General features: G+C 62.7%; 15 protein-coding genes. 2 read left to right on the forward strand and 13 right to left on the reverse strand.

Features of this window, described 5'->3' with window-relative positions; translation table 11 throughout:
* Window position 1: 1 nt before the first annotated feature.
* The 6 genes from DSM107133_RS12170 to DSM107133_RS12195 all read right to left on the reverse strand — a co-directional run bounded on the left by DSM107133_RS12170 (window position 2) and on the right by DSM107133_RS12195 (window position 4,821).
* A complete protein-coding gene (locus DSM107133_RS12170) occupies window positions 2–253 on the reverse strand; it encodes a DUF2484 family protein (protein ID WP_114291405.1) in 252 nt (83 codons plus the stop codon).
* A complete protein-coding gene (locus DSM107133_RS12175) occupies window positions 250–504 on the reverse strand; it encodes a DUF2484 family protein (RefSeq protein ID WP_114291406.1) in 255 nt (84 codons plus the stop codon). The genes DSM107133_RS12170 and DSM107133_RS12175 overlap by 4 nt, the downstream gene beginning before the upstream one ends.
* Entirely contained in the window at window positions 501–1,907 is a 1,407-nt protein-coding gene (gene murC / locus DSM107133_RS12180; protein WP_114291407.1) for a UDP-N-acetylmuramate--L-alanine ligase, read from the reverse strand. The genes DSM107133_RS12175 and murC overlap by 4 nt, the downstream gene beginning before the upstream one ends.
* The gene (locus DSM107133_RS12185; protein ID WP_114291408.1) at window positions 1,904–3,004 is read right to left on the reverse strand and encodes a UDP-N-acetylglucosamine--N-acetylmuramyl-(pentapeptide) pyrophosphoryl-undecaprenol N-acetylglucosamine transferase; all 1,101 of its coding nucleotides are present in this window, start codon (window positions 3,002–3,004) and stop codon (window positions 1,904–1,906) included. Before DSM107133_RS12185 ends, murC begins: the two co-directional genes overlap by 4 nt.
* Window positions 3,001–4,170: a putative lipid II flippase FtsW gene (gene ftsW, locus DSM107133_RS12190; RefSeq protein WP_114291409.1), complete on the reverse strand. Its 1,170-nt coding sequence runs from the start codon at window positions 4,168–4,170 to the stop codon at window positions 3,001–3,003. Before ftsW ends, DSM107133_RS12185 begins: the two co-directional genes overlap by 4 nt.
* Before the next feature lie 123 nt (window positions 4,171–4,293).
* Window positions 4,294–4,821, reverse strand: a complete 528-nt coding sequence (locus DSM107133_RS12195) for a peroxiredoxin-like family protein (RefSeq protein WP_114291410.1) — start codon at window positions 4,819–4,821, stop codon at window positions 4,294–4,296.
* Window positions 4,822–4,932: 111 nt separating this feature from the next.
* Between DSM107133_RS12195 and DSM107133_RS12200 the strand changes: the two genes are divergently transcribed.
* Window positions 4,933–6,111 (forward strand): NAD(P)/FAD-dependent oxidoreductase, encoded by a 1,179-nt coding sequence (locus DSM107133_RS12200; RefSeq protein ID WP_114291411.1) that lies wholly within the window; start codon window positions 4,933–4,935, stop codon window positions 6,109–6,111.
* Between the two features lie 346 nt (window positions 6,112–6,457).
* Here the strand turns inward: DSM107133_RS12200 and murD are convergent, their stop codons facing one another.
* Window positions 6,458–7,861 carry a UDP-N-acetylmuramoyl-L-alanine--D-glutamate ligase gene (murD, locus tag DSM107133_RS12205; protein WP_114291412.1) on the reverse strand — a complete coding sequence of 468 codons (1,404 nt, stop codon included), beginning with the start codon at window positions 7,859–7,861 and terminating at the stop codon, window positions 6,458–6,460.
* A gap of 73 nt (window positions 7,862–7,934) precedes the next feature.
* Here murD and DSM107133_RS12210 point away from each other — a divergent pair, with 73 nt between their 5' ends.
* Window positions 7,935–8,846, forward strand: coding sequence for a glutaminase (locus DSM107133_RS12210; protein ID WP_114291413.1), 912 nt, complete (start codon window positions 7,935–7,937; stop codon window positions 8,844–8,846).
* Between the two features lie 8 nt (window positions 8,847–8,854).
* Here the strand turns inward: DSM107133_RS12210 and mraY are convergent, their stop codons facing one another.
* Genes mraY through rsmH form a run of 6 tightly spaced genes read right to left on the reverse strand, consistent with a single transcriptional unit; the run spans window position 8,855 to window position 16,017 of the window.
* The gene (gene mraY / locus DSM107133_RS12215) at window positions 8,855–9,937 is read right to left on the reverse strand and encodes a phospho-N-acetylmuramoyl-pentapeptide-transferase (RefSeq protein WP_114291414.1); all 1,083 of its coding nucleotides are present in this window, start codon (window positions 9,935–9,937) and stop codon (window positions 8,855–8,857) included.
* A 41-nt stretch (window positions 9,938–9,978) separates the two neighbouring features.
* Window positions 9,979–11,412 carry a UDP-N-acetylmuramoyl-tripeptide--D-alanyl-D-alanine ligase gene (gene murF, locus DSM107133_RS12220; RefSeq protein ID WP_114291415.1) on the reverse strand — a complete coding sequence of 478 codons (1,434 nt, stop codon included), beginning with the start codon at window positions 11,410–11,412 and terminating at the stop codon, window positions 9,979–9,981.
* Window positions 11,409–12,893: a UDP-N-acetylmuramoyl-L-alanyl-D-glutamate--2,6-diaminopimelate ligase gene (locus DSM107133_RS12225; RefSeq protein ID WP_114291416.1), complete on the reverse strand. Its 1,485-nt coding sequence runs from the start codon at window positions 12,891–12,893 to the stop codon at window positions 11,409–11,411. Before DSM107133_RS12225 ends, murF begins: the two co-directional genes overlap by 4 nt.
* A gap of 17 nt (window positions 12,894–12,910) precedes the next feature.
* Window positions 12,911–14,701 (reverse strand): penicillin-binding protein 2, encoded by a 1,791-nt coding sequence (locus DSM107133_RS12230; protein ID WP_114291417.1) that lies wholly within the window; start codon window positions 14,699–14,701, stop codon window positions 12,911–12,913.
* On the reverse strand, window positions 14,698–15,042 hold the full coding sequence (locus tag DSM107133_RS12235; protein ID WP_114291418.1) for a cell division protein FtsL: 345 nt from the start codon (window positions 15,040–15,042) through the stop codon (window positions 14,698–14,700). Before DSM107133_RS12235 ends, DSM107133_RS12230 begins: the two co-directional genes overlap by 4 nt.
* On the reverse strand, window positions 15,043–16,017 hold the full coding sequence (rsmH, locus tag DSM107133_RS12240) for a 16S rRNA (cytosine(1402)-N(4))-methyltransferase RsmH (protein ID WP_114291419.1): 975 nt from the start codon (window positions 16,015–16,017) through the stop codon (window positions 15,043–15,045).
* Window positions 16,018–16,019: the final 2 nt, after the last annotated feature.

Consider the following 16,019-nt stretch of genomic DNA (forward strand, 5'->3'; position numbering starts at 1 on the left):
ATCACTTGCCCAGCGTCCGCCCGCGCAGCCAGCGGCCCAGGTAGATCACCGGCCAGCGCAACACCGACACGCCGGCCCCCATCACCAGCAGCCCGATCCACGGACCGTGCTGGACCGTGACAAAGCCCAGTATCGGGATGCCAATGGCGATCAGCACATAAGCCACGCGCCAGTGGTGGTCGCGGCTGGGGGTCATTGCGATCACGTTGGCGGCCAAAGCCCACAGGCTGGCCAGTATCAGGGAAAGTGTCATAGCTCAGGAAGCTCCGGTCGTTGCCCCCTCAGGCGTGCGTAAAAGTAACGCAGCGGATTGCGAAACATCGAAACGAAGGCCGCCAGCGCCAGCAGGCCCGCCCACCACGCCACCTGCATCCCGATCATGACGACCAGAACCGGGGCCGCGATCAGCAGCGCAAGGCCGGGCAGATATTGCCGGCGCATCGGTAACATCGCCACCGCCGCCGCAGCAAAGACCCATGCGACAGAGGCCAGAAGCAGCGTCATGCCGCCCCCTTTTGCAACCGTTTCGGCAAGGCGTTGGCCCATGTGCTGATGGTCCCTGCCCCAAGGCAGACAACCATATCACCGGGCTCGGCCGTTTCCCGCACCAGCCGTTCCAGATCGTCTTCGCTTTGCACGGCAACGGCGTGACGGTGCCCGTGACGCACCAGCCCCGCCACCAGATCGTCGCGCGAGGCACCGGGAATGGGCTGTTCGCCTGCGGCGTAAACCTCGGCAATGCCAACCACGTCAGCATCATTGAAGCAGGCGCAGAATTCGTCAAAGTGATGCGACAGGCGCGAATAGCGGTGCGGCTGGTGTACCGCGATCACACGGCCTTTTGTCGCGTGGCGCGCGGCCTTCAGAACGGCGGCGATTTCAACCGGATGGTGGCCGTAATCGTCGATGATGGTCACACCATCCACCTCACCCACACGGGTAAAGCGGCGATTGACCCCGCCGAAATTGGCCAGCGCCTTGCGGATCTCGGCGCTTTTCATACCCAGATGCCGCGCCACGGCGATGGCCGACAGCGCGTTCGACACGTTGTGATCGCCCGGCATCGGCAGCGTGCAGCCTTCGATAATCTTGTCTTCGGCGCGCAGCACCACGTCGAAATGGGCAACGCCGTTCTCATAGGTCAGGTTGATCGCGCGCACGTCGGCCTGTGCGTTAAACCCATATGTGGTCACGCGCCGGTCGGTCAACTTGCCCACAAGGCTTTGCACATCGGGATCGTCGGTGCAGCACACCGCAAGCCCGTAGAACGGAATGTTGGACACGAAATCAAGGAACCCTTTGTGCAGGTTCTCTTCGGTGCCCCAATGTTCCATATGCTCGGGGTCGATGTTGGTGACAATGGCAATGGTGGCGGGCAGCCGGTTGAACGTGCCGTCGCTTTCATCCGCCTCGACCACCATCCATTCGCCCTCGCCCTTGCGGGCGTTGCTGCCATAGGCGTGGATGATGCCGCCGTTGATCACGGTCGGGTCAAACTTGCCCTCGTCCAGCAGCGCGGCCACCATCGTGGTGGTCGTGGTCTTGCCGTGGGTGCCGGCGATGGCGACGTTCGATTTCAGCCGCATCAGTTCGGCCAGCATCTCGGCGCGGCGCACGATGGGCAGGCCCCGCGCGCGGGCCGCGTCCAGTTCTGCATTGCCCGGCTTGATCGCCGAGGAAATCACGACCACCTGCGCGTCGGCAATATTCTCGGCGCGCTGCCCTTCAAAGATATGCGCGCCCAGTTCGTGCAGACGGTCGGTGATTTTCGAGGTCTTCAGATCCGACCCCTGCACCACATAGCCAAGATTCAACAACACTTCGGCGATGCCCGACATGCCGATCCCGCCGATGCCGACGAAATGAATGGGGCCAACGTCTCCGGGCAGTTTTGTGGCAGCGTTCATTCTTCAGTCTCTTTCCCTGCAAGTGTCTCGACCATCACGGCCAGCTCCTGCGCAGCCGCCGGTTTGGCGTGTCCGTGCGCGGAGGAGGCCATTTGCAATGCCCCGCTCGGATTGTCCAGAACTGCGTAAATCTGTTCGGCCAGCGCGGCGGGTGTCAGCGCATCTTCGGGAATCAGGATCGCGGCGCCTGCGTCGACCAGCCCGCGTGCGTTGGCGGTCTGGTGATCGCCCGTGGCCGCCGCAAAGGGGATCAGGATCGACGGGCGACCGATCACGCCGATGTCAGCCACGGACGATGCGCCCGAGCGTGAAATGACCAGCTGCGCCTCGGTCATGCGGCGCGACACATCGTTAAAGAAGGGTTGCACATCGGCGTCGATGCCCGCTTGCGCATAATAGTCGGCCACGCGCTCCTGATCTTCGTCGCGCGCCTGATGGCTGACACGGATGTTGCGCACCATTTCCATCGGCAGCTGCGCAATGGCAGGTGGCACCACATCGCTGAGGATACGCGCGCCCTGACTGCCGCCGATCACCAGCAGCTCCATCGGATAGTCTCCGGGCACGATATAGCCCGCCTCGGCCCGCTCCAGCACCGCGCGGCGCACGGGGTTGCCGACGTAGTAGCCTTCGATGCCATCGGGCAGTTCGGTGGGCCATGTGCCACAGGCCACCGCATGCACACGTTTGGCAAAAATCCGGTTCACCCGCCCCAGAACCCCGTTCTGCTCGTGGATCATCCGCGGCAGCCGCAAAAGCGTGGCCGCCGACATCGCCGGAATAGAGGGATAGCCGCCAAAGCCCACCACGATGTCGGGCTTGTCCCGCATCATTCTGACCACCGCACCCAGAATGCCACCCGCAATGCGGAACGGCACCAGCGCCTTGGCCAGCACACCGCCGCGCGCAAAAGTGGCGCTGCTGATCTGTTCGATCTGGGTCGAATGGGGAAAGCCGCCGGTGTAGCGCGCGCCGCGCGCGTCGGTCGACAGTTTCACCCGCCAGCCCCGGCGCAACATCTCTTCGGCCAGTGCCTGCGCGGGGAACATGTGCCCGCCCGTGCCACCGGCAGCGATCATCAGCAGTGGCGGCTTCATCGGCCGCGTCCCCGCCCCAGCAAATCACTGATCTCGCCCTGCGGGCGCGTGCGCGTAAACGCCAGCAACATGCCCAGCGCAATGCCCGAAGCAATCACCGACGAGCCGCCATAGCTGACAAAGGGCAATGTCATGCCCTTGGCAGGCAGCAGTCGCACCGCAACACCCATGTTGATCATCGCCTGCACGCCAAAGGTACAGGCCAGTCCGGTGCCCGCAAGCCGGATGAACGGATCGCGTTCACGCACCAGCCGCAACAGCGACCGCACCACCACGCAGGTGTACAGCGCGATGATCACCAGCACGAGGATCAGGCCGTATTCCTCGGCTGCCACAGCGATGATGAAATCGGTGTGAGCATCTGGCAGCGACCATTTCACTTCGCCCTCGCCGACGCCGACGCCAAACAACCCGCCCTCGCGGATCGCGTTGGTGGCGTATCCCAACTGTGTCGTGGGGTCGATATCGGCGCTCAGAAATCCGTCGATCCGGCGCGCAAAGTGTTCTGAATTGGAATAGGCAAACGTGCCCGCCAAAACGACCATGCCTGCCATGCCCACCAGCAGCAGCATCGGCGCACCGGCGACGAAATACATGACACCCCAGCCGAACAGAACCAGACAGGCCTGGCCAAAGTCGGGCTGCAAGGCCAGCATCAGCACGATGGTCACGCACAGGATAAACGACCACGTCCGCCCCGGAGGGCCGTTCAGGTCCTGCCCTGCGGCCATCATCCACGCGGCTACGACCACAAAGCCGGGCTTGAGAAATTCCGATGGCTGCACGCTGGCAAAGCCCAGCGAGAACCACCGCGTCGCGCCCTTGCCGAAATCGGTGCCGAAAAAGGGCAACAGCATCAGCGCCACGAATGTCAGAAGAAAACCCACAACCGCCAGTCGGCGCACCATCACCGGTGTCATCATCGAGGTCAGCATCATCGCCACCAGCGCCACACATCCGAAAAACGCCTGTCTTTGCACATAGTGGAAGGCATCAAAGCCGTTCTTCGCGGCCAGCGGCGGCGATGCGGCCAACCCCAGCAGCAGGCCGATCGTGAACAGGATGAGAATGCACGACATCGACCACATGTCGATTGTGCGCCACCATTTCGGCAGGATCGGCTCGCCATCGCGCACCGGTGCTGCACCATACACCATTTCTGTCATGTCAAACCGCCTAGAACTGCCTCAGGTCGCCCCTTTGCGGGGTCTAAGGCGCATCATAGCCGGAAAAGACGGCACGGGCTAGTGTGTTTCACCCCGCCCCACCGGTGGGCAGAGGCCCGCCTATCATGGGCGTGCGCGGGTGCCGCGCACCGGATAGTCTTTCTCGCGCACAAAGGCGATACCGCGCAACAACGCATCCAGATCGGGCCGCGAAAAGGGCGCGTTCGACACGTCGACGATTTGCAGGTTTCCCGCGCCGTTCACCACGAATGTCCCCGGCTCGGCAAAGGGGCGGTCGGTTTCCTGCGGGCTGCGCGGGTCCGAGATATACAGACCCAGATGCGCCATCTGCTCGGGGCTGAGATCATAGGCGACGGGCAGTTCAAGCGCCTGTTCCTCCACCATTTTCTGCGCCTTTTCCAACGGGTCTGCTGACACGGCAATAACCTCGACCTTCTGGTCGTAAAAGGCCGATGCCATCTCTTGCAACTGTGACAGATAGCGTTTGCAGATCGGGCAATGCAGGCCGCGATAGACGACAACCAACTGCCAGTCATGGCCGTTTTGCGCCTTGCCCAGCGTGCGGGTGCCGCCCCCGACGGTGCGCAACTGGATTTGCGGGAAGGGCGTGCCTGCATCAAGGGTGTTCATCGGGCGGTCCTTTCTGAATTGCGTTGCTCCCTACCTATGTCCTTCGGGTTCATCGTCAAAGCCTGTCAGCGGTTTCTTGACCACACCCGCACATTCAGGCAGGGCAGAGCGATGCAAATCGACACGTTGATCATAGGCGCCGGTGCTGCCGGCATGATGTGCGCGGCCCATGCGGGCGGGCGGGTGATGGTTGTGGACCACGCTAAGGCTCCAGGCGAGAAAATCCGTATCTCGGGCGGCGGGCGGTGCAATTTCACCAATATGTATTGCGATCCGCAGGCGTTTGTTTCGCAGAACCCGCATTTCGCCAAATCGGCGCTTGCACGCTATACGCAGTGGGATTTCATCGAACTGGTCGACCGGCATGGCATTGCCTGGCACGAAAAAACCCTGGGGCAATTGTTTTGCGACGGCTCGGCCAAGCAGATCGTGGCGATGCTGACGGGGTTGATGGCCGATGCGGGGGTCACGCTGCATTTGCAAACCACTGTGACCAATGTTGCAAAGTCTGCTGACGGGTTTGCAGTTTCTTTGCAAACTTCTGACGGCCCTTTGCAAATTCAAACAAAGCATCTGGTTCTGGCCACTGGCGGCAAGTCGATCCCAAAAATGGGCGCGACAGGGTTTGCCTATGACATCGCACGGCAATTCGGCCTGCCCATCACCGAAACCCGCCCCGGACTGGTCCCCTTCACCTTTGCCGAAGGGCGCTTTGTTCCGCTGGCCGGTGTCGCCGCCCCGGCCCGCATGGTGGCGGATGGCCCCAACTTTGACGAGGCGGTGCTTTTCACCCACCGCGGCCTGTCCGGCCCTGCGGTGCTGCAAGTGTCCAGCTATTGGCGCGAAGGGCAGAGCGTGACGCTGAACCTTGACCCCCAAGCCACCATTGCCCCCGCCCTGCGCGCGCAGCGCCAGCAGTACGGGCGGCGCAACCTGACGACGGAACTGGCCACCCACCTGCCCGCGCGGTTGGTGGAATTCATGAAAGACGACTGGGCGCTGACCGGCAATCTGGCAGACCAGTCCGACGCGCGAATCGACACGCTGGTCGATCAGATTCAAAACTGGCAGCTGACCCCGACCGGCACCGAAGGCTATCGCACCGCCGAAGTGACTCTTGGCGGCATCGACACCGATGCGCTTTCGTCAAAAACGATGCAGGCCAAGGACGTGCAGGGCCTGTATGTGATTGGCGAAGCGGTGGATGTCACCGGCTGGCTTGGCGGCTACAACTTTCAATGGGCCTGGGCTTCGGGCATGGCCGCCGCGCGGGCGATTGCGGCAGCCTAGGGTCTGGACCCATTAATCTTACGTCGTCAGCGGCAATTTCACGAAATTTCAGTGGCTTGGGTCGTGCTGCCAATAGTGGTTCTATTTGCAAGCGGCCCAAGACACTAAAATGAAGTGAAATTGCCGCCCGTCGCTCCGTAGGAGCGCTTAATAATATTGGCACGCCTTCGGCGTGACGGGTTTGACGGATTTTCCCGCAGCCCATTGCCCGGCAGGGCATTGCGCAGCAATGTCCCGAGAGGAGGCGGCGCATCTGTTTGAAATAGAACCACTATTCTTGCACAGATGCTGCTTGTCAGCGGAAAAATCTGTCAAACTGACAACGTAAGATTAATGGGTCCAGACCCTAAGCCAAACCCAGCCGCGCCCTGACCTCTGCCACGAAATCATCGCCGCGTTTTTCAAAGCTGTCATATTGATCGAAACTGGCCGCCGCCGGCGCCAGCAGCACCGTATCGCCCGCCTCGGCGTCGGCCATCGCAGCCGCGACCGCCGATGCCATCGTGCCGCAGACTTCGGTTTCGGCGTCCAGTTGCACGGCAAAAGCCGCCGCCTCGCGCCCGATCACATAGGCTTTTTTGACCGCTCCCGACACCGCGTTCAGCGGGTCCAGCCCGCCCTCTTTCTGCAAGCCGCCACAAATCCAGCGGATGTTCTGGAACGCCTCCAGCGCCTTCAGCGCACTGTCCACATTGGTCGCCTTGCTGTCGTTCACATAGGCCACGCCATCCGCCTCCGCGATCAACTGGCTGCGGTGCGGCAACCCGCCGAAACTGTGAAACGCTGCCTCGATCACGCGCGGGGCCAGCCCCAGCGACCGGCAGGCGGCAAAGGCGGCACAGGCGTTCTGGTGATTGTGCGCACCCGGCAGGCCCTTGACGCTGCGCAGATCAATCGACGCCACCTGCTTGCCCTTGCGGTATTCCGACAGGAAGCCCTTGCGCGCAAAGACGTTCCAACCCGGTCCGGCCAGTTTCGCCGCGACCGAAATGCGGATGACACGGTCGTCCGTCGGCCCCTCGGCCAGCTGCCCTGCCAGAAAACGCCCTTCGGCCTCGTCCACGCCGATCACCGCGCGGTCGGGGCCGCCCTCGGCAAACAGGCGACGCTTGGCCGCGAAATAGCCGCCCATCCCTGCGTGCCGGTCCAGATGGTCAGGGCTGAGGTTGGTGAACACGGCCACATCCGGCGTCAGGCTGCGCGCCAGATCGGTCTGGTAGGAAGACAGCTCTAGCACCACCACACCGCCGTCCTCGGGCGGGTCGATGTCCAGCACCCCGCGCCCGATGTTGCCCGCCAGCTGGCTGTCGCGGCCTGCCTCGGTCAGAATGTGATGGATCAGCGCCGACGTGGTTGATTTGCCGTTCGATCCGGTGATCGCCACCACCCGTGGCGGCGTGTCAAAGGAAGCCCAGCCGCTGTTGGCAAAGCTTTGAAAGAACAGCCCGATGTCATTGTCCACCGGAACGCCGGCAAGCTGGGCGGCAGCAACGATAGAGTTGGGCGCAGGGTACAGATGCGGAATGCCAGGGCTGACGATCAGCCGCGCGATGTCGGTGAATGCGTTGGGGTGGTGCAGGTCTTGCACGGCAAAGCCTTCGGCCCCGGCGCGTGCGCGGGCATCAGGGTTGTCATCCCAGCAGACCGGCACCGCACCGCCGGCGGCCAATGCGCGCGCCGCAGACAGGCCGGAGCGTCCCAGCCCCAGAACCGCCACCTGCGCGCCTGCCAAACCTTGTACTGGAATCATCACATCACCCCTGCTACCCGTGCGGCGCAGAATGGGGACAATGCGCGCCCTTCACAAGCCGGAGTGTAGCGAAATGAGCGATCTTCCTTCCGTCCTGCAAAGGCTGGACAGCGATGCCCGCGCCGACGCTGATTGGGGTCAGGTCGCGCAATATATTCCGCAGCTGGCGCAGGTCGATCCGGCGCAGTTCGCCATTTCCGTGGCATTGGCCGACGGCAGCCTGCACGAGGCAGGTGCCTGTGAAGTGCCGTTTTCGGTCCAGTCGATCACCAAGGTCTTTACCCTTGCCATTGCTCTGGGTCGGTCCGGCGACCAGCTGTGGACCCGCGTGGGACGCGAGCCTTCGGGGCGGGCGTTCAATTCGATTGTGCAGCTGGAACAGGAAGCCGGCCGCCCGCGTAATCCGTTCATCAATGCAGGTGCCATCGTCACCACCGACGAGGTGCTGGGCGCCCGCGCCCCCCGCGAGGCGCTGGCCGAGATCATCCGCTTTGTGCGCACCGCCGCCGGATCGGACGACATCCATATCAACGAGGCCGTGGCCGCTTCGGAAACTGCCTATGGGCATCGCAACTTTGCACTGGCGCATTTTCTGGCGGCCCATGACAACCTGCGCAACACGCCCGAAAAGGCATTGGGCACCTATTTTCACCACTGCGCGCTGGAAATGACCACCAGCCAATTGGCCATGGCAGGGCGGTTTCTGCTGGATGCGCCGGGCATGCCGCACCTTGTCTCGCCGCGCCGTATCCGGCGGCTGAATGCCTTGATGCTGACCTGCGGGCATTACGACGGGTCGGGCGATTTCGCCTATCGCGTCGGCATTCCCGGCAAAAGCGGTGTGGGCGGTGGCATTCTGGCGATTGTACCAGGACAAGCCTCTATCGCGGTCTGGAGCCCTGGCCTGAACCGCTATGGCAATTCGCACAAGGGCACCGAGGCGCTGGCCAAACTGACAAGCGAAATGGACTGGTCGATCTTCTGACCCAGCCCCTAGCGTACCTTCAGTGTCGCCAGACCGATCATCGCAAGGATCAACGAGATGATCCAGAACCGGATCACAATCTGCGGCTCGGCCCAGCCCTTTTTCTCGTAGTGATGATGGATCGGGGCCATCAGGAACACGCGTTTGCCGGTGCGTTTGAAGTACAGCACCTGAATGATGACACTCAGCGCCTCGACCACGAACAGCCCGCCGACGATGGCCAGCACCAGTTCGTGTTTGGTGGCCACCGCGATGGCCCCCAGCGCGCCGCCCAGTGCAAGGCTGCCGGTGTCGCCCATGAACACCGCAGCGGGGGGCGCATTGTACCACAAGAACCCCAGACCGCCGCCGAACAGACCGGCGGTAAAGATCAGGATTTCGCCGGTGCCGGGCACATAATGCACGTCCAGATATTCGGTAAAGTCGACGCGGCCCACTGCATAGGCAATCACCCCCAGCGCGCCGGCGGCGATCATCACCGGCATGATCGCCAGCCCGTCCAGCCCGTCGGTCAGGTTGACCGCATTGGCCGAGCCCACGATCACGATGATGGCGAAGGGCACGAACAGATAGCCCAAGTTGATCAGCGTATCCTTGAACACCGGCAGGGCCAGCTGGTTTTGCAATTCAACGGGGTGATACAGCGCCGAAACATAGCCTGCGATACCGGCAATCAGAAAACCCAGCAACAGGCGCACCTTGCCAGACACGCCTGCGGTGGTCTGTTTCGAGACCTTGGCGTAATCATCGGCAAAGCCGATGGCGGCAAAAGACACGGTGACAAACAGCACCACCCAGATGAACGGGTTGTCCAGCCGCGCCCACAGCAGGGTCGACGTCAGAAGCGCACCCACGATCAGCAGCCCGCCCATGGTCGGGGTGCCGGCCTTGACAAAATGCCCCTCGGGCCCGTCATTGCGGATCGGCTGGCCCTTGCCCTGGGTGCGGCGCAGCACGTTGATCAGCGGCAGGCCAAAGATGAAACCGAACAGCAGCGCCGTCAGAAAAGCCCCGCCCGCGCGGAAGGTGATGTAGCGAAACAGGTTAAAAAAATCGCCACCATCCGACAGCGCGGTCAACCAATAGAGCATTTCAGGTATTCCAACTCATTCTTTTGTGGCCCGAAGCGTGTTCAGGCGTTTTCGACCGGATGGCCCATTTTGCGGATTGCGTCAACGACAAGCGCCAGTTTCATGCTGAGCGACCCCTTGGCCAGCACAACGTCGCCTGCGTCCAGACGGGCACGCACCACTTTGGCCATTTCCTGCGAGGTTTCGCACCACCGGCCACGCTGGTGTTCGGGCAGCGTATCGTACAAGGCGCGCATCAGCGGGCCGATGCAATGCACGCGATCGACCTTTTCCATGGCTTCAAGGTCGGCCAGCCCTGCGTGCAGTTTTTGCGCGTCGTCGCCCAGTTCCTTCATATCGCCCAGCACCGCAATACGACGCCCCCGGCGCACGCGGCCCGTGTCATTGGTGACTTCGGCGGCGGCCAGCACCTCAAGCGCTGCGGCCATCGAGGTGGGGTTGGCGTTATAGCTGTCGTCGATCAGTTCCAGCGTCAGGTCACGTTCCACGGGATCAAGATGGATGGTCTCGCGTGCACCACGCCCCGCAAACGGCTTCCAGCGGCCAAGACTTTGCGCCGCCAGCGCCAGATCGGCCCCCAGTTCGGCACAGGCCGCCAGTGCGCCCAGCCCGTTCATTGCAAAATGCTGGCCGGTGGTGTCAATCTTGAACACCAGCGGGGTGCCGTCGACCTCGGCCTGCACGACAGTGGCGTCGCTGAGCAGATTCACGTCTTTCAGGACGTAATCAAAGCCGTGCCAGCCAAAACCCACGTCCTTGCGTTTGGCATCATGCGCCTTGGCTTGCAGGATCGCGGCAGTTTCCACGTCGTTGTTCAGGATGGCCGAGCCGCCGTATTCCAGCCCGTCGATGATGCTGGCCTTTTCCACAGCGATGCCGGTGATGTCGTCAAACGCTTCCAGATGGGCAGCGGCCACAGTTGTGATCAGCGCCACATGCGGGCGGGCCATGCGCGACAGCGGGGCGATTTCACCGGGATGGTTCATGCCGATCTCGATCACCGCGTATTCGGTGTCTTGCGGCATGCGCGCCAGTGTCAGCGGCACGCCCCAATGGTTGTTGTAGCTGGCAACCGAGGCATGGGTGCGGCCCTGATCCGACAGCATCGCCAGCAGCATTTCCTTGGTCGAGGTTTTGCCAACGCTGCCGGTGACGGCGACCACGCGGGCACGGGTGCGCGCACGCCCCTTGCGGCCCAGCGCCTCCAGCGCCTTTAGCACGTCCGGCACGATCAACAGCGGCGCGTCATCTGCCACGCCTTCGGGCAGATGGGTGACCAATGCGGCAGCGGCCCCCTTTGCCAATGCTTGCGCCACGAAATCATGGCCGTCGCGCACATCTTTCAGCGCGACGAACAGATCGCCCTTTGCAAGCGTGCGGGTGTCGATAGACACGCCATTTGCCTGCCAATCGGTGGTGACGGTGCCGCCTGTCGCTTCGGCGGCAGCGGCTGCGGTCCACAGCGGGGTTGTCATGTCAGGCGTCCTTCAAGTGCAGCGACGGCCAGGCTGGCCTGTTCGACATCGTCAAAGGGCAGCACGTCGTCGCCAACGATCTGCCCTGTTTCATGGCCCTTGCCTGCGATCAGCAGCGCATCGCCCGGCTCCAGCATGTCAACGCCGCGCAAGATTGCTTCGGCACGGTCCCCGACCTCAAGCGCCTCGGGGCAGCCGCCCAGAACAGCGGCGCGGATGGTGGCAGGGTCTTCCGAGCGCGGATTGTCGTCGGTCACGATCACCACATCGGCGTTGGCCGCCGCCGCAGCGCCCATCAGCGGACGTTTGCCTGCGTCGCGGTCGCCTCCCGCACCGACAATGGCAATCAGGCGACCCATCACATGCGGGCGCATCGCAGACAGCGCGGTTTCGATCGCATCCGGCGTGTGGGCAAAGTCGACAAAGACCGCGGCGCCATTCTCGCGGGTGGCTGCCAGTTGCATCCGGCCCCTGACGGTCACCAGATGCGGCAGCGTGTCAAAGACCTGTGCCGGTTCGGCCCCGCAAGCGATCACCAGCCCGGCGGCAAGTGCGACGTTGTCGGCCTGAAAATCACCGATCAGGTTCAGGCGCGCCTGAAACACCTTGCCGCGATATACCAGCCGGATGTCCTGCCCCGTGGCGTCCATGCGTTGCCCCGCCAGATGCAGATCGCCCCCGGCACGGCCCACGGTCATCACCTGCTGGCCCCGCGCCTTGGCTATCGCGGCCATGTCAACGCCGCGTTCGTCGTCGATGTTGATGACGGCGGTGCCGTCTTCGGGCAGCACGCGGGCGAACAGCCCCGCCTTGGCGTCGAAATAGGCGTCAAAGCTGTGGTGATAATCCAGATGATCCTGGGTGAAATTGGTAAAGCCTGCCGCCTTGAGCACGACACCGTCCAGCCGCCGCTGGTCGAGCCCGTGCGAAGAGGCCTCCATCGCCGCATGGGTGATGCCCCGCTGCGCTGCGGCACCAAGCGTGCGGTGCAGCGTGATCGGTTCGGGCGTGGTGTGGGCCAGCGGCGCGCTCCACGCGCCCTCGACGCCGGTGGTGCCCAGATTGATGGCCTCCAGCCCCAGTTCGATCCAGATCTGGCGTACAAAGGTCGACACCGAAGTCTTGCCGTTGGTGCCGGTGACAGCCACCATCACCTGCGGCTGCGCGCCAAAGAACAGCGCGGCGGTGCGTGCCAATGTTTCGCGCGGGGTGTCCGAAATGACCAAAGCGACGTCTGATGCGGCCAGCACGTCGTGGGCCAGATCGGCCCCTGCCGGATCGGTCAGAATGGCGGATGCGCCGCGTTCCAGCGCGCTTTCGATAAAACTGGCGCCATGCACACGGCTGCCGGGCATGGCGGCAAACAGCGTGCCTTCGCGGGCATCGCGGCTGTCAACACACAGGTTGCTCAGTTGCGGATTCGCCCCCGACGCGGACATCAGCCCCAGAGAATTCAACGTGATACTGCGGGGCGTGACCATAGGTTTGCCTTTTCGGCTTAGTTGCTGCTGGTCAGCGTTATATCAGCCAGTGTGGTCGGTTCAACGGTTGGTCGCAGCCCCAACAGCGGCGCCACGCGACGGATCATCTCGGCGGCGACGGGCACGGCGGTCCAACCGGCGGTGCGGCGCGGTTTGTCGCCCGAGGTTTCCACCGGTTCGTCCAGCGTCAGGATCAGAACATATTTGGGATCATTGGTTGGGAACATGCTGGCAAAGGTCGCGATATTGCGGTCCTTGTAATAGCCGCCCTGCGGTCTGGGCTTGTCTGCTGATCCGGTTTTGCCCCCAACAGCATAGCCCTGCACCTCGCCAAAGCTGGCGGTGCCCGAGGTCACAACCTTGCGCAGCATGTTGCGGGCCATAACGGCGGCGTGTTCGCTCATCACCCGTTCCCCACGGGGCGTGCGCCCGTCTTGCTTCAGGATGGTCGGACGCACCACATAGCCACCATTGGCAATCGCAGAATAAGCCGCAGCCAGATGCATGGGCGATGTCGACAACCCGTGACCGTAAGAGATGGTCACAGCGCTCAGATCGGTCCACTGTTTTGGCAACAGGGGTTTGCCCTGCGCCGCTTCGACGATTTCAAATGGAGTGGCATCAAAGAAGCCAAGCGATTTCAGAAACGCCTGCTGGCGTTCCGCACCGATTTGCAGCGCCAAACGGCCCGATCCACGGTTCGACGAATGCATGATGATGTCAGCGACACTCAGCACGCCATAGTTTTTGCCGTGGAATTCACCAATAGGATAGCCGCCCACCCGCATTGGCGGCGAGGTGTCGATCATCGTGTCTGACGTGGCCAGCCCCAGATCAATCGCCTGCGCGGCTGCAAAAATCTTGAACACCGACCCCAGCTCGTACACGCCCTGCACAGACCGGTTGTACAGCGGGCTGTCAGAGGGATCGCCCGCGATTGCAGGGCGCGGCCGGTCGTTGGGATCGAAAGTGGGCAGTGACACCACCGAGATCACTTCGCCGGTGTGCACATCCATCAGCACCGATGTCGCCCCTTTGGCGTTCATCAGCTTCATACCGCCCCACAACACACGCTCGGCTGCGGCCTGCACGCTCAGGTCCAGCGACAGCGTCAGCGGTTTGCCCCCGTTGTCGGGGTCGCGCAGATAGTCGTCAAAATATTTCTCGACACCAGCCACGCCGATCACTTCGGCGGCACTGACGCCTTCCTTGCCAAAAGACGCCCCGCCCAGAACATGCGCAGCGAGCGTGCCATTGGGATAAAGACGCATGTCGCGCGGGCCGAACATCAGCCCCGGATCACCGATCTCGTGGACCGCCTGCATCTGCTCGGGGCTCATTTTCTTTTTGATCCACAGGAACTTGCGCTTGCCCGTGAAATCCTTGACCAGACGTTCGTATTTAAGGTCAGGGAAGATTTCGACCAGTTTTTCAGCCGCCGCCAGCGGGTCGATCATATGGGTCGGCTGCGCATACAGCGCGTGGGTTTCAAAGTTGGTGGCCAGCAGCGCGCCATTGCGGTCAACAATGTCGGCACGGGCCGCCGAAATCGCAGCCCCCGGCGCATAGGCGCGCGGCTCCATCGGTTCGGAGATCGACAACAGCCCCATGCGTGCGCCCACAACAACAAAGGCGCAGACAAAGAACAGGCCCAGGATCAGCAACCGGCTTTCGGCACGCGCGCGCATCCGGTCGCGCATTTCCTCGTGGCGGATACGCTTGTTCTCGCGCTCGATGGCGTCGGGATTTTCACCGTTGGCACGGGCCGGCAAAATACGCGCCAGCGGGCGCAGAGGAACACGGATCATTCGTCTGCCTCCATGCTGGACACATCCACCGGATTGGTGATCGGCAAGGCTTTGGGCGCCGGATAGGCGACCTGATCAATCAGACCGAACTGTTCAGGCGTCAAAGGCAACAGGCCCAGATTGTCAAAGTTGATGTCCGCCAGATCGCGCAGACGGTCCGGGCGGTTCAGATAGGCCCATTCGGCCCGCAACACTGCCAGACGCGCATGGGCGCGCTGGATGTCGCTGTGCAGCTTGTCGGTCTGGGTCAATGCCTTTTGGGTCGCGTAATTTTCGCGATAGGCCCAGAACGCCAGACCGATCACCGTCAGAACTGTCAGGATATAAAGAACCGATTTCATTTACTCGAACACTCCTGCCGTATAGGGCATTCCGATGGATTTGGCGTCAATCTGCCCCGATGGCGCATCGGTGCGCGTGGCCACCCGCAGCTTGGCCGAACGGGCGCGCGGGTTGGCGTCGACCTCGTCCGCATCCGCAGCGATGGCCTTGCGGGTTTTCTGGGTAAATTGCGCGGCCTCGGTCTCGGTCTCGGGCGCATAGCGATTGGCGTTGGCCTGACTGCCCGTGCGCGCGGTCAGAAAGCGTTTGACCATGCGGTCCTCGACCGAATGAAAGGTGACCACAGCCAGTTGCCCGCCAACCTTCAGCGCCCGCTCGGACGCCATAAGCCCCTGATAAAGCTCGCCGTATTCATTGTTCACCGCGATGCGCAACGCCTGAAAGCTGCGCGTGGCGGGGTGGGACTGGTTCGGTTTCGAGCGTGGCAGGCAGGATTCGACGATCTTGGCCAGCCGCAGTGTTGTGGTGATCGGCTCCACCGCACGTTCGCGCAGGATCGCCTTGGCGATGCGGCGGCTGGCGCGTTCTTCGCCGTAGTGAAACAGGATGTTGGCCAGCACCGCCTCGTCCGCGTCGTTGACCAGATCAGCCGCCGAAGGCCCCGACTGGCTCATCCGCATGTCCAGCGGCCCGTCGCGCATAAAGGAAAAGCCGCGCTCTGCCAGGTCCAGCTGCATCGAGCTGACGCCCAGATCAAGGACAACACCGTCCAGATCCTGCGCATAATCGTCCAGTTTGGAAAACACGCCCTGCTGCATCACGATCCGGTCGCCATAGTCGCCCGCCCAAGCCGCGGCCATCTCGAAGGCCAGCGGGTCGCGGTCAACGGCGATGACGCGGTCAGCGCCCGCCTCAAGCAGCGCACGGGTATAGCCCCCCGCGCCAAAGGTTCCGTCCAGCCAAGTCCCCGTGATGGGTGCGCAGGCGCGCAGGATGGCGTTGATCAGAACCGGAATATGTGGCCCCCCAGCCATGA

Source organism: Pseudosulfitobacter sp. DSM 107133 (genome assembly GCF_022788695.1).
Classification (GTDB): domain Bacteria; phylum Pseudomonadota; class Alphaproteobacteria; order Rhodobacterales; family Rhodobacteraceae; genus Pseudosulfitobacter.